The 13,624-nt window shown below is 69.1% G+C and carries 16 protein-coding genes; all 16 read left to right on the top strand.

The window, feature by feature from the left end:
* The first annotated feature begins 10 nt into the window (after positions 1–10).
* The 16 genes from fliS (at position 11) to fliP (ending at position 13,309) form a co-directional block, all read left to right on the top strand.
* Positions 11–421, top strand: coding sequence for a flagellar export chaperone FliS (gene fliS / locus QQA13_RS11770; RefSeq protein ID WP_108470737.1), 411 nt, complete (start codon positions 11–13; stop codon positions 419–421).
* Positions 418–702, top strand: a complete 285-nt coding sequence (locus QQA13_RS11765) for a flagellar protein FliT (RefSeq protein WP_234411263.1) — start codon at positions 418–420, stop codon at positions 700–702. Before fliS ends, QQA13_RS11765 begins: the two co-directional genes overlap by 4 nt.
* Before the next feature lie 78 nt (positions 703–780).
* A complete protein-coding gene (locus QQA13_RS11760; RefSeq protein WP_108470736.1) occupies positions 781–1,380 on the top strand; it encodes a PilZ domain-containing protein in 600 nt (199 codons plus the stop codon).
* Positions 1,381–1,728: 348 nt separating this feature from the next.
* Positions 1,729–3,153: a sigma-54 dependent transcriptional regulator gene (locus QQA13_RS11755; RefSeq protein WP_108470735.1), complete on the top strand. Its 1,425-nt coding sequence runs from the start codon at positions 1,729–1,731 to the stop codon at positions 3,151–3,153.
* 136 nt (positions 3,154–3,289) lie between these two features.
* A complete protein-coding gene (fliE, locus tag QQA13_RS11750) occupies positions 3,290–3,616 on the top strand; it encodes a flagellar hook-basal body complex protein FliE (RefSeq protein ID WP_108470734.1) in 327 nt (108 codons plus the stop codon).
* A gap of 47 nt (positions 3,617–3,663) precedes the next feature.
* A complete protein-coding gene (gene fliF, locus QQA13_RS11745; protein ID WP_108470733.1) occupies positions 3,664–5,367 on the top strand; it encodes a flagellar basal-body MS-ring/collar protein FliF in 1,704 nt (567 codons plus the stop codon).
* Positions 5,357–6,373, top strand: a complete 1,017-nt coding sequence (gene fliG / locus QQA13_RS11740; RefSeq protein ID WP_108470732.1) for a flagellar motor switch protein FliG — start codon at positions 5,357–5,359, stop codon at positions 6,371–6,373. Before fliF ends, fliG begins: the two co-directional genes overlap by 11 nt.
* A complete protein-coding gene (locus QQA13_RS11735; RefSeq protein ID WP_108470731.1) occupies positions 6,373–7,002 on the top strand; it encodes a flagellar assembly protein FliH in 630 nt (209 codons plus the stop codon). The genes fliG and QQA13_RS11735 overlap by 1 nt, the downstream gene beginning before the upstream one ends.
* A complete protein-coding gene (gene fliI, locus QQA13_RS11730) occupies positions 6,999–8,366 on the top strand; it encodes a flagellar protein export ATPase FliI (protein WP_108470730.1) in 1,368 nt (455 codons plus the stop codon). The genes QQA13_RS11735 and fliI overlap by 4 nt, the downstream gene beginning before the upstream one ends.
* Complete coding sequence (gene fliJ / locus QQA13_RS11725) at positions 8,363–8,788, top strand: flagellar export protein FliJ (RefSeq protein ID WP_108470729.1); 426 nt, start codon at positions 8,363–8,365, stop codon at positions 8,786–8,788. The genes fliI and fliJ overlap by 4 nt, the downstream gene beginning before the upstream one ends.
* 103 nt (positions 8,789–8,891) lie before the next feature.
* Complete coding sequence (locus QQA13_RS11720; protein ID WP_159082158.1) at positions 8,892–10,025, top strand: flagellar hook-length control protein FliK; 1,134 nt, start codon at positions 8,892–8,894, stop codon at positions 10,023–10,025.
* A 268-nt stretch (positions 10,026–10,293) separates the two neighbouring features.
* Entirely contained in the window at positions 10,294–10,794 is a 501-nt protein-coding gene (locus QQA13_RS11715) for a flagellar basal body-associated FliL family protein (RefSeq protein ID WP_108470956.1), read from the top strand.
* A 16-nt stretch (positions 10,795–10,810) separates the two neighbouring features.
* Entirely contained in the window at positions 10,811–11,827 is a 1,017-nt protein-coding gene (gene fliM / locus QQA13_RS11710; RefSeq protein WP_108470727.1) for a flagellar motor switch protein FliM, read from the top strand.
* Positions 11,824–12,171 (top strand): flagellar motor switch protein FliN, encoded by a 348-nt coding sequence (gene fliN / locus QQA13_RS11705; protein ID WP_108470726.1) that lies wholly within the window; start codon positions 11,824–11,826, stop codon positions 12,169–12,171. Before fliM ends, fliN begins: the two co-directional genes overlap by 4 nt.
* Entirely contained in the window at positions 12,171–12,563 is a 393-nt protein-coding gene (locus tag QQA13_RS11700) for a FliO/MopB family protein (RefSeq protein ID WP_108470725.1), read from the top strand. The genes fliN and QQA13_RS11700 overlap by 1 nt, the downstream gene beginning before the upstream one ends.
* On the top strand, positions 12,560–13,309 hold the full coding sequence (fliP, locus tag QQA13_RS11695) for a flagellar type III secretion system pore protein FliP (RefSeq protein ID WP_108470724.1): 750 nt from the start codon (positions 12,560–12,562) through the stop codon (positions 13,307–13,309). Before QQA13_RS11700 ends, fliP begins: the two co-directional genes overlap by 4 nt.
* The last annotated feature ends 315 nt before the right edge of the window (positions 13,310–13,624 follow it).

The following is a 13,624-nucleotide window of genomic DNA, read 5'->3' as shown; positions in this document are numbered from 1 at the left end:
GGAGACGATCATGGCATTCGGCTACGGCGCAGGCGCCTATCAACAGGTCCGTTCGCACGGCGGCGTGGAATCGGCGGACCCGCACGGGTTGATCACGCTGCTGATGGACGGCGCGCTGGAGCGACTGGTGAAGGCGCGTGCGCACATGCTGCGCGGCGAGGTTGCGGCGAAGGGCGAGGCGATAACGCGCTGCATCGAGATCCTCGGCGGCTTGCGCGACAGCCTCGATGCCAAGGTTGATCCGGCAATGGTCGAGCGGCTGGATTCGCTCTACGACTACATGAGCCGCCGCCTGCTGCAGGCCAACCTGCGCGACGACGCCAGCCTGATCGACGAGGTCAGCAACCTGCTGCAGCCGATCCGCGACAGCTGGGTGAAGATCGCCCCCGCCGTCGTCGTCCAGCCTGGGGTTGGCGCGTGAGCACGGACGTGCTGGAACTCGCGCTGCAGCTGACCCGCAGCATGCTGACCGCCGCGCATGCGCAGGAATGGTCGCGGCTGATCGAGCTGGAGGCCGAGCGCGAGCCGTTGCTGCTGCGCCGGCATGCGTCCGACCCGGACAGCCTGGCCCGGCTGGACGAGATTCTGGCGTACGATCGCCAGCTGCAGACGATCGTCGGCAGCGCGCGGAACTCGGCGGCCGAGCAATGGCAGCGGGAAACCGATCGCGCCCGCGCGATCGCCGCCTACGCGCAGCCGTGACGGGTCGCGGCTGCTGAGTTCCATCGCCGAAAGCCGCCGGCGTGGCGGTTCGGCATCACCGCGTCGCGGAGCCACGCCATGACCTCAGACAGCACACCCTCGGGCAGTACCCCATCGGATAGCGCCGCGGCGGCCGGCTGGGACGATTTCGAGCATCGGGTCAGCTGCGAGGAGAGCCTGCATGCCGACTGCGAGCCGCTGGCCTGGCCGCCGTCGCCGGCGTTGCTGCAGCAGCTGGCCGAACGCAACGCGAACGTGCTGGCCGCGATCGCCGCGCTGGAAGAGCGTCGCGCCGACAGCGGCGAAGACGACAGCCCGCTGATGCAGGAAATGCTGCGGATGGACGCCAAGCTCACCGTGCTGGTGGAGATCGTCAACAACCTGCTGGTACCCGGCAGCGTGCTGCCACCGCGGCAACTGCTGCGTTTCAATGCGATCGGCGCGATCCTGCCCGCGGGCCTGGCGCCGGCCGGCGGCGGCCTGCTGCTGCGCATCCGTTTCGACCTGTGCCGCAGCCTGCCGCTCGAACTCGCCGCACAGGTGCAGCGTCAATTCGACGATGGTCGAGTGTTCGTGATTTTTGCGCCATTGGGCGATGCACTGAGTGACGCAATTGAGCGTCTGGTTTTCCGCCATCACCGACGCAAAGTGGCAGGGGCACGCCAGCCGGTGGTGTGAGGGGCGACCTGGTCGATGCATCAGATGTGATGCAGTTCGCAATTGCGAAACCCCGCCGGCGCTTCTCTCCACGTCGGTCACATTTGGCATGTGCGCAAGGCCATGCCGCGAACGCCGCGCAAACCATCCATGTTTCATGCAGTTAGGGAACATGGTTGCGCCTATTTGTCGATGCGGTGGTGGTGGTTTTTCCGACAGGTGACATTTTGTCACCACGCTGGCCGGAAACATTGGCCTCCTAATTGCTCATGGTTCATCAGGCCGGCAACGGAAGCCCGGCATCGATGAAAAAGCGTTCCCGCTGGAAGCATGGGGCCGCCAAATAAGCAGTGTGGTAAGGAGAAAGCAGTGCAGAAATTCGACTTCCTGGTCATCGAATCCGATGAGGCGCGTGTGGACTCCGTGCTTTCGGCACTTCACTTCCTGGGCTACCGGCCGCAACGCGGCGCCGCCTGCAGCGGGACGGATGAATCCACCCACGCATGGCGCGCCGTGTACATCGGCAGCATCGACGACGACGCCGAGGCGGAGCGCCAGTTCGCCCTGCTGGGTGCCGCGGCGTCGCACGTACCGGTGTTGCTGGCCGGCGATTCACCCTGGCTCGAGCGCTTCAGCGCGCCGGCATCGCCGTTTGCCGCACGGATGGCCACGCTGGCATTCCCGCTGCGCTACGAGAAGATGGCCGAGGCCATGCGCAACATCTATGCGCGGCTGCTCGGCGGCCAGTCCGGCGCGCTGCGCTTCGTCGGCAACGCGGCGTCGATGCTGCGCGTCAACGCGCTGATCCGTCAGGTCGCGCCGTTCGACTCCACCGTGCTGGTGCTGGGCGAGTCGGGCACCGGCAAGGAAATGGTGGCGCGGGCGATCCACGAGCATTCGCCGCGCCGCGACAAGCCCTTCGTGGCGATCAACTGCGGGGCGATTCCGGCGGAACTGCTGGAGAGTGAACTGTTCGGTCACGAGAAGGGTTCCTTCACCGGCGCGATCAGCGCACGCAAGGGCCGTTTCGAAATGGCCGAAGGCGGCACGTTGTTCCTCGACGAGGTCGGCGACATGAGCCTGCCGATGCAGGTGAAGCTGCTGCGCGTGCTGCAGGAGCGCGCCTACGAGCGGGTCGGCGGCAGCAAGACCATGCGCTGCGACGTGCGCATCATCGCTGCGACCCACCGCAACCTGGAAGAATCGATCGCCAGCGACCGCTTCCGCGAGGACCTGTTCTACCGGCTCAGCGTGTTCCCGCTCGAACTGCCGTCGCTGCGCGAGCGGCTGGACGACCTGCCGGTGCTGGTGGCCGAGTTCAACCAGCGCCTCGCCCGCCGCGGACTGGGCGTGGTGCGTTTCAGCGCCGGCGCGATGCAGGCGCTGCGCACGCATGCCTGGCCGGGCAACGTGCGCGAGCTTTCCAACCTGGTCGAGCGCATGGCGATTTTGTTCCCGCACGGCGAGGTGCGCGGCAGCGACCTGCCGAAGAAGTACCGCGGCCAGCAGGCCGTCGACGAAGTGCATGGCGCTGCGCTGCTGGCGCTGATGGACGACGAGCTGCCGCCGTGCGAAGCCGGTCTGCAGCCGGTGGCCGAGGCGCTGCGCACGCTGCCGGAGCAGGGCCTGGACCTGAAGGATCACCTGGCCGACATCGAAGTGGGGCTGATCCGCCAGGCGCTCGACGTCACCGGCGGCGTGGTGGCGCATGCCGCGCGCCTGCTGCACATGCAACGCACCACGCTGGTGGAAAAACTGCGCAAGTACGGCTTGCAGAACAGCCTGGCGGCATGAGTGTCGGGATTGGCTCCTCCCCTGCTTGTCCGCAAGGGAGGGGGCAACCCACGGTGCTCCCCAATGGCACGCCTCGTGCAACCACTCACTTGAAATCCCGTCACGCGTCGGGAATCCGTCATGAGGACGCATCGCGATGAGCACCATCGACGTCAACAACCTGCTGTCCCAGATGCGCCAGATGACCGCGCAGGTGCGTGCGCCGGAAGCGGCGGTGAAGCCGGCGACCAGCGTCGGGCAGGCCGATTTTTCCGACGTGCTCAAGCAGTCGCTGTCCGCCGTGGGCCGCAGCCAGCTGGAAGCTGGCCGCATGGCGGCGAGCTTCGAGCGTGGCGATCCCGGCGCAGACCTCGGCCGCACGATGATCGCGGTGCAGAAGGCCGATCTGTCGCTGCGCACCGTGGTCGAGGTGCGCAACAAGCTGGTCGACGCCTACAAGGAAATCATGAACATGCCGGTCTGACGCACATGCGCCGAACCGGTTCCGCCCCCTAGCCAAAGAGCAGCAGCATGGCCGACAACGCCATCGCGACAACCGCCAACAACGGTACGCGCCTGGACCCCTTCAAGCAGCTCGCCCGCAACCCGGCGACGCGGCAGCTCGTGCTGCTGGTGGCGGTGGCCGCGGCGGTGGCGCTGGGCGTGGCCGTGGTGTTGTGGTCGCGCGGCCCGAACTACGGGCTGCTGTACGCCGGGCTGGAGCAGAAGGACGCCTCGGCGATCACGCAGGAACTGCAGGCGGGCAACACGCCCTACCAGCTGAACAGCGACGGCTCGTCGATCATGGCGCCGGCCGCTGACCTGGCCGCGCTGCGACTGAAGCTGGCCGCGAAGGGCCTGCCGCAGGGCAGCGCCAGCAGCAGTGCGCTGCCAGCCACTGACTCGCCGTTCGGCATGAGCGACCTGGCCGAGCGCACGCGCTACCAGCAACTGCTGGAAGCCGACCTGGGCACCACCATCGGCGGACTGCAGTCGGTGCGCGCCGCGCGCGTGCACCTGGCGCTGCCGAAACCCTCCGCCTTCATCCGCGACAATCGCGAAGCCAGCGCCTCGGTGCTGGTCACGCTGTACCCGGGCCGCCAGCTCGACGCCGGCCAGGTGGCGGCGATCGTGCACCTGGTGGCGGCCAGCGTGCCGAACCTGGAAGCGCGCCAGGTTTCGGTGATCGACCAGCAGGGCCAGTTGCTGACCACCGACCCGGAAAGCCCGGGCGCGGTGGGCGACAACCGCCTGCGCATCGCCACGCGGATCGAGAACACCTACGCCCAGCGCATCGAGGAATTGCTGATGCCGCTGGTCGGTCCCGGCCGGGTGCACGCGCAGGTGCATGCCGACCTGGATTTCAGCCGCACCGAGAAAGCGACCGAGACGTTCGGCCACGACCACCCGGCGCTGCGCAGCGAGCAGACCAGCAGCGAGCAACACGGCGCCGATGCCGCCGGCGGCGGCGTGCCCGGCGCACTCAGCAACCAGCCGCCGGCCACGGTGGCGCAGCCCACCGCGGCCAGGCCCGATGCCGGCAAGGCCGCCACAGCGACGGCCACGGCAACCGCCGGCAACCCGGGCGAAAATTCCAGCAGCGCCACCCGCAACTACGAACTGGACCGCACCATCAGCCACGTCAGCGATCCGGCGGGGCGGCTGGCCCGGCTGACCGTGGCGGTGGTGCTGGACGACAAGCTGGCCAGTCCCGCCAGCCCGGACGCCAGTGCCGACGAACCGGCGGCGGCGCCCAAGAGCGTGCCGTTCAGCACGCAGGAACTGCAGCACCTGACCGAGCTGACCAAGAATGCGGTCGGCTTCGATGCCGCCCGCGGCGACAGCGTCAGCGTGGTGAACCAGGCGTTCCAGCGCGGCGCGGCACCGGAGGCGCTGCCGGAAACCCCGTTGTGGGGCCGGCCCGGCGTACTTGACCTGTTCAAGCAGGGCGCCGGCGTGCTGATCGCACTGCTGGTGGCGTTCGGCCTGCTGCGCCCGCTGCTGAAGGGCCTGCTGCGCGGCGAGCCGGCGACGCGCGCGCTGCCCTCGCCGATGCCGCAGATCTCGGTGCGCGTCGACGACGAGCCGGCCGCGAACGAACCGGCCCGGCTCGGCGGTGCCATGCCGACGCTTTCCTACGAGCAGCGCGTCGGCCAGGCCCGGCGGATGGTCGGCGAAAACTCCAAACAAGTGGCGCAAGTCGTGAGGAACTGGGTGAGCGAAGATGGCAACTAATCGTTCCGATGCGCCCGTCAATGGTGCACAGCGCGCGGCAATCCTGCTGCTGACGCTGGGTGAGCAGGATGCCGCCGAGGTGCTCAAGCACTTGAGTGCGCGCGACGTGCAGGCAGTCGGCACCGCGATGGCCGGGCTCACCAGCGTCTCGCGCGAGCATGTCGAGCACGCACTGGCCCGGCTCAACCAGGACATGGGCCAGCAGACCTCGCTGGGCGTCGGCACCGAGGAATACATCCGCAAGATCCTCACCAACGCGCTGGGCGAGACCAAGGCCGGCGGGTTGATCGACCGCATCCTGCTCGGGCGCTCCAGCAAGGGGCTGGAGTCGCTGAAGTGGATGGAGAGCCGCGCGATCGCCGAGATGATCAACCAGGAGCACCCGCAGATCATCGCGCTGGTGCTGGCGCACCTGGAGCCGGACCAGGCCGCCGAGGTGATCGGCTACCTGCCGCCGCGCGTGCGCTCCGACGCGGTGATGCGCATCGCCACGCTCGACGGCGTGCAGCCGCATGCGCTGAACGAGCTGGACGAGATCATGGAGCGCCAGTTCTCCGGCAACACCAAGAAACTCAAGTCCGCCAGCGTGGGCGGGCTGAAGGCCGCCGCCGACATCCTCAACGCGATGGAAACCAGCCGCGAAACCGAGCTGATGACCGCCATCCGCAGCCAGGACGATGCCCTGGGCGGGCGCATCGAAGACCTGATGTTCGTGTTCGAGGACCTCGCCGAGCTGGACGACCGCGGCATGCAGACCCTGCTGCGCGAGGTGCCGTCGGGCACCCTGATCACCGCATTGAAGGGTGCCGAGCCGGAGGTGCGCGAGAAGATCTTCGCCAACATGTCCAAGCGCGCCGCCGACATGATGCGTGACGACCTCGAAGTGAAGGGGCCGGTGCGCCTGAGCGAAGTGGACGCGGCGCAGAAGGAAGTGCTGGGCATCGCCCGCAAGCTTTCCGACGCCGGCCAGCTCAGCCTCGCTTCCGGTGGGGATGAATTCGTCTGATGGCTGCCAGCATCCACGACGTGGCGGCGGAGTTCCAGCGCTGGGAGCTGCCGAACGTGGGCACCCGGCCGACTGTGACGCCGGCAGCCAATGCGATGCCACAGCCGACCGTGCGCGAGCTGGCGGCGCTCGAGCAGCAGGCGCGCGAAGAAGGTTACGCGGCGGGCCACGCCGAAGGCGCGGCGGCGGCGCAGCAGCAGCTGCGCCAGCGCATGGCCGAGCTCAACGCGCTGTACGACGCGGCGGCGCGCCCGCTGCAGGTTCTCGACGAGCAGACCGGGCAGGAGCTGGCGCGGCTGGCCATGGTCGTGGCGCAGCGGGTGATTGCGCACGAGCTGCAGTTGTCGCCCGCGCTGGTCATCCAGGCGGTGCGCCAGGCTGCCGCCGCGTTGCCGGCCGCCACGCGCGAATTGCGCGTGCACCTGCATCCGGCCGACCTGGCCTTGCTGCGCGAATCGGGCGCAGCCGAAAGTCATTGGCAACTGCTGGCCGATCCCGCGCTGAGCCGCGGCGATTGCCGTCTGGAGAGCGAACGTTCGCGACTGGACGCGCGGGTGGAAACCCGCCTGGCGGCGATGATCGATGCCGTACTGGGCGAGGATGCCGCTGACGGAGTGGCCGGCGCATGAGTATCGACGCCGTCGCCGCTGCCCGGCAGACGCGCTGGCAACGGCAGCTGGCGCGCCGCAGCGCGCGCGCCGAAGCGCAGCGCACACTGGTGGTGGAGGGCAGCCTGCGCCGGGTGGTCGGCCTGACCCTGGAAGCGGAAGGCTGCGAGGCCGCGCTCGGCGCGCGCTGCCTGGTCGACACGGCCGACGGCGCCACGCTGGAGACCGAGGTGGTCGGCTTCGCCGACGAGCGCCTGCTGCTGATGCCGGTGGGCGACATGCACGGCGTGCTGCCGAATGCGCGGGTGCGCCCGTACGCGCGCAGCGGCGGCCTGCCGGTCGGCATGGGCTTGCTCGGCCGGGTGGTTGGCGCCGATGGCGTGCCGCTGGACGGCTTCGGTCCGCTGGAGTCGGACGAGCACGCCGCGCTCAAGCGCGAACCGATCAACCCGATGGCGCGCAAGCCGATCGACGCGCCGCTGGACGTCGGCGTGCGCGCGATCAACGCGCTGCTCACCGTCGGCCGCGGCCAGCGGCTGGGCCTGTTCGCCGGTTCCGGCGTCGGCAAGTCGACCCTGCTCGGCATGATGACCCGCTACACCAACGCCGACGTGGTGGTGGTCGGGCTGATCGGCGAGCGCGGCCGCGAGGTGAAGGAATTCGTCGAGCACACGCTGGGCGAGGAAGGGCGGCGGCGCGCGGTGATCGTCGCCGCGCCGGCCGACGCGCCGCCGCTCAAGCGCCTGCGCGGCGCGCAGTACGCCACGGCGATTGCCGAGTGGTTTCGCGACCGCGGCCAGCGCGTGCTGTTGTTGATGGACTCGCTGACCCGCTACGCGCAGGCGCAGCGCGAGATCGCGCTGGCGATCGGCGAGCCGCCGGCGACCAAGGGTTACCCGCCATCGGTGTTCGCGATGATGCCGGCGCTGGTCGAGCGCGCCGGCAACGACGCCGACGGGCGCGGCTCGATCACCGCGTTCTATACCGTGCTGACCGAGGGTGACGATTATCGCCACGACCCGATTGCCGACGCGGCACGCGCGATCCTGGACGGCCATATCGTGCTGTCGCGCGACCTCGCCGAAGCCGGCCACTACCCGGCGATCGACATCGAGGCATCGATCAGCCGCGTGATGCCGGCGGTGGTGGCGCGCGAACACCTGCGCGCGGCGCAGCGCTTCCGCCAGGTCTATTCCGCCTACCGCCAGCAGCGCGACCTGATCGCGGTGGGCGCGTACCAGAAAGGCTCCGACCCGCAGGTCGACCAGGCGATCGAGCTGTGGCCGCAACTGCGCGCCTTCCTGCAGCAGGAAGTCGACGAGCCGATGACGCTGGAAATGGCGATCGAAACACTCGATGCCCTCGCCGGGCAGGTGGCCGGATGAGCTCGCGCGCACATCAGCTGGAGCCCGCGGTGGAGCAGGCCAGGCAGCGCAGCGAAGACGCGCTGACGCAGCTGGCGGTACAGCAGCAGGCGCTGGCCCGGGCAGAGCACCAGCTCAGCGAGCTGCACCGCTACCGGCTGGAGTACGCGGCTGCCGGCGATGGCGCACAGAGTGTGACGGCACTGCTCAACCGACAGCAGTTCGTGGAACGGATCGACCGGGCGATCGTGCAGCAGGAGGCCGAGGTGGCCCGGCAGGACCGCCAGCTGGTGCAGGTGCGCGATCACTGGCGGCGTGCGCACGCCCGCGAAAGCGCGCTGGTCAGCGTGGTCGCACAGCACCGCGAAGAAGAACGCCGGGCTGCGGACCGCCACGAGCAGGCCGAGGTCGACGAACGCATGCAATACCGGCGACTGCGATGAAAGCTCCGCTCGCCTCGCCGCTGCCGCCCCGCCCCTGCGCTACCCTGCCGCACCTTGCGTGGCCGGCCGCACGTGCATCCATGACAGAAGGATGGCCCCCGCCATGAGCGCTCCCGTCACCGCCACCGCTACCGGACCCGTCGCCACCGCGGGGCCGCGATCCACCACCGCGGGCGAGCTGCGCGACAGTGCCGGCAACGGCGCGGCGAACGAGTTCGACAGCCAGTTGCACGTCGCGCGACAGCAGCATGACGCCAGGAACACGGACGATGCACCGGGCAACCAGGATGACGGCAAGCGCATGCCGGCAACATCGCCATCGACGGATCGGCAGCCGGCTACCGCCCGACCGGCTGATCCGGGCACGTCGCCGGCATTGCCGCCAGCAACACCCGTGAGCGTGCCGGCGGCCGGGACGGTCGCGCCGACGACAACCGCGCCGGCAGACAGGAACGAGTCGGACGGCCAGCCGGCGCCCGCCGTGGCCGCCGCCATGCTCGCCTTGCTGGGCTCGTCGGTGGCGGCTGCGCTGCAACCGGCTACCGGCCACGCCGGTGTGGGCGCCGGCTCGTCGGGGTCGGCCGGCAAGGCCGTGGCCGGCGGTGTCGGGACTGTCACCATGTTTCAGCTCGACAGCGTCGGCAGTCCGGGCGCCGCGCCTGCCGGCACGCTGCCGCTGGCAGCCAGCCTGCCAGCGATGGCCGCCGCCGCCCTGCCGGCTTCGGCCGCCGCCGACAAGGATTCAGCGGAGGGACGCGGCTTGCTGATGGCGATGGCGCTGCCGGCCCCACCCGCTGCCACCACGGCACCGGCGGCACCGCATCAGCTGCAACTGCCGGCGTCGCCGGGGAGTCCCTCGTTCGCCCAGGACCTGGGCCAGCAGGTGGCCTGGCTGGGCGGGCAGAGCATCAAGCAGGCGCGAATCCGCCTGCACCCCGAGGAGCTGGGCTCGCTCGACGTCAGCGTCAGCGTGAACCACGGGCGTGTCGACGTGGTGTTCAGCGCGCAGCACGCGGCAGCGATCCCGGCGGTGCAGCAGAGCCTGCCGCAACTGGACCAGATGCTGGCGCGGCACGGTCTTTCGCTCGGCCATGCCGAGGTCGGCCAGCATGATCGCGGCGACCGCCGCGGCCATGCCGAAGGCGGTGGCACGGCCGCGCTGGACGAGATCACCGACGTCCACGGCGGCATGCCGTCGACGCTGGGCAAGGTCGGCCTGCTCGACGCGTTCGCCTGAGTCCGTTCGCCCCGGTTCCCTGCACCAGCCTGACGCCCGCGCGGTGGCTTCGCCGCGGCGCCGGCCAGCGGATTGTCGCGTGCGGAGCGGCCCGCCGTGATCGCGTCGCGTCGATGCACCGGCGGGCGTCAAGAAAGCGCCGCGTGCGTGGCGCATCCGCCGCGGAACCAGCTGGGGCAACACTTTCCGCTGATGGCACGTGGTTTGCTTTTGATGCAAGGCACGTGCACTGCACATGCCTTTCAACTATCTGCAGATCGAGGTTTTCATGGTCGACGAGGAACAAGCTGGCGAGGTGGCCGATGCCACGCCCGAGCGCAAGAGCCGCAAGCCGCTGGTGATCGCGGTGTCGGTGGTGTTGCTGCTGGCGCTGGGCATCGGCGGCTATGCATGGCAGTCGCGCCAGTCCGTGCCGGGCAAGGCCGGCAAGTCGACGCCGAAGATGGCCCAGGCCGAACTCTACCTGCCGCTGGACCCGGCCTTCGTGGTGAATTTCCGCGACGCCGAATCGCTGCGCTACCTGCAGGTCGGGGTTACCCTGATGTCGCACGACCCCGCGGCGATCGAGGTGGCCAAGGCGGCCGACCCGGTGATCCGCGACGCGTTGGTGGCGCTGTTCAGCAACCAGGACTTCGCGATCATCGGCGATGCCGCCGGACGCCAGAAGCTGCAGGCCGATGCGCTGACCGCCGTGCGCAAGATCGTCAAGGCGCGGCTCGGCCGGCCCGGCGTCGACGCGCTGTACTTCACCAGTTTCGTGATGCAGTGACGAAGAGGCCGCAGGCATGAGCGATCTGCTTTCCCAGGACGAGATCGATGCGCTGCTGGACGGCGTCAGCGGCGGCGCGGTAGCCACCGGCGGCGACGAGCCGCCGCCGGTCGATGCGGTGATCGCGTACGACTTCACCCAGCAGGACCGCATCGTGCGCGGGCGATTGCCCACGCTGGAAATGGTCAACGAACGCTTTGCGCGGTTCTTCCGGCTGGGCGTGTTCAACGTGCTGCGCAAGACCTGCGAGGTCTCGGTGCTGGGCGTGAAGATGGTCAAGTTCGCCGAGTACGTGCACAGCCTGGCGGTGCCGAGCAACCTGAACCTGGTGCGCATCAAGCCGCTGCGCGGCACTGCGCTGGTGGTGTTCGAGCCGCGCCTGGTGTTCACCGTGATCGACAACTTCTTCGGCGGCGACGGGCGCTTCCACGCGCGCATCGAAGGGCGCGACTTCACCGCCACCGAGAACCGCGTGATCCAGATCATGCTGGAGGAACTGTTCGGCGCGATGACCGAGGCGTGGGCGCCGGTGCTGGGCCTGCAGTTCGAGTACCAGAACTCCGAGATCAACCCGCAGTTCGCCAACATCGTCAGCCCGACCGAGACGGTGGTGGTGTCGCGCTTCCATGTCGAACTCGACGGCGGCGGCGGCGAGATCCACCTGAGCCTGCCGTACGCGATGGTCGAGCCGATCCGCACCCTGCTCGACGCCGGCGTGCAGAGCGACCGCGCCGACCGCGATGACCGCTGGGCGGAGATGCTGCAGGAGGAGGTGTTCGACGCGGAGGTGGGCCTCAGCTCGCTGCTGCTCGACCTGCAGCTGAGCCTCGGCGAGTTCCTGCACCTGCGCCCGGGCGACGTGATCCCGGTGCAGTTGCCGGAGCTGGCCACCGTCTACGCCGAGGACGTGCCGGTGTTCCGAGGCCACTACGGCCAGTCCGGCGGCCGCAACGCCGTGCGTTTCCATGCCCAGGCCGGGCGCCGCGAGAAGCGCGCGGCCGGCGACAACTTCAAAGAGAAGACCCCCGCATGAACCAGTCCGCTGAAACCTTGTCCGCCACCGCCGGCGAGCGCGTCGAGTTCGATTCGCTGCACGGCCTCGCCGCCGGCAGCGGCGACGTCAACCTCGACATGATCCTGGATGTGCCGGTGACCCTGGCGATGGAAGTCGGGCGCACCCGCATCAGCATCCGCAACCTGCTGCAGCTGAACCAGGGCTCGGTGGTGGAGCTGGACCGCGCCGCCGGCGAGCCGCTGGACGTGTTCGTCAACGGCACCCTGGTGGCGCACGGCGAGGTGGTGGTGATCAACGAGAAGTTCGGCATCCGCCTGACCGACGTGATCAGTCCGGCCGAACGCGTGCGCAAGCTGCGCTGATGGGCACCCTGGCCCTCATGCTCGCCGTTGCGCCGGCGGCCACGCCGGAATTCAATGCGGCCGGCGAACTGGTGCGCGTGGTGCTGAGCCTGCTCGGCATCATCGGCCTGATCCTGGCCGCCGGCTGGCTGACCCGGCGGATGCAGCGTCGCCATGGCGTGGCCGGGCGGCGCATCCGCTGCGTGGAAACGTTCGCGGTGGGCGCGCGCGAGCGGCTGCTGCTGCTCGATGCCGACGGCAAGCGTCTGCTGATCGGCATGGGGCCGGGCGGCATGCGCACGCTGCACGTCTACGATGGTGCAGCGGCCGAGCCCGTCGCGATCGAACAACCTGCCGCTCCGCCGCTGCCCGCGTTCGGCGAGCTGCTGGCACGCTGGAAGCGCAGCGCATGAGGGCGTGGCGCTGGATCGTCGTCGCGTCGCTGCTGCTGTTGCCGCTGGCGGCGCTGGCGGCGCCACCGCCGGGTATTCCGCTGGTCAACGTGCAGAACGTGCCCGGCGGCGGGCAGAGCTGGACGCTGTCGCTGCAGGTGCTGGCGCTGATGACGGCGTTGACGCTGCTGCCGGCGATCGCGCTGATGATGACCTCGTTCACCCGCATCATCATCGTGCTCGGTTTCCTGCGCCAGGCGCTGGGCACGCAATCGACCCCGCCGAACCAGGTGCTGCTGGGGCTGGCGCTGTTTCTCACCCTGTTCGTGATGTCGCCGGTGCTGAACAAGTCCTACGCCGACGGCGTGAAGCCGTACATGGACGGCCAGCTTGCCGCCGAGCAGGCGCTGCCGGCGGCGTCGGCGCCGTTCAAGCACTTCATGCTCGACCAGACGCGCGAAGCGGACCTGGCGCTGTTCACCCGGCTGGCCGGTGAAAAGCCCTATGCGAGCAAGGCCGACGTGCCGTTCAAGGTGGCGATGCCGGCGTTCCTCACCAGCGAGCTGAAGACCGCGTTCCAGATGGGCTTCCTGCTGTTCATCCCGTTCCTGATCATCGACCTGGTGGTGGCCAGCGTGCTGATGTCGATGGGCATGATGATGGTCTCGCCGATGATCATCTCGCTGCCGTTCAAGATCATGCTGTTCGTGCTGGTGGACGGCTGGACGCTGCTGCTGGGAACCCTGGCCGGGAGCTTCTACACGTGAATGCCCGCATCTCCGTAGGAGCCTGCTTGCGGGCGATGCTCTCGCTTCTCCCCGTATTCGGAGCGAAGAGCTTTCAGAGCAAGAGCTTTCGTCTGCCTACGGCAGCCGAGTTACTTTCTCTTTGCGTGGCCAAAGAGAAAGTAACCAAAGAGAAAAGCCACCCCGCTTACGCGCTTTCCGGGCATCCTGCCCGGAAAGTTCGCGTGCGGGCTACGGGGTTTGTCGACAGGGCATCCTGCCCTGACGCCAAACTGGCCGGCATCCCTGCCGACCACCCTGCGGGCTTTCCTTCGCCCGCCCGCCGCTGCAGAGGGG

It is taken from the genome of Rhodanobacter thiooxydans (assembly GCF_030291135.1).
In the GTDB taxonomy this organism is placed as follows: domain Bacteria; phylum Pseudomonadota; class Gammaproteobacteria; order Xanthomonadales; family Rhodanobacteraceae; genus Rhodanobacter; species Rhodanobacter thiooxydans_A.
This window is presented reverse-complemented; position numbering and strand designations above follow the sequence as displayed.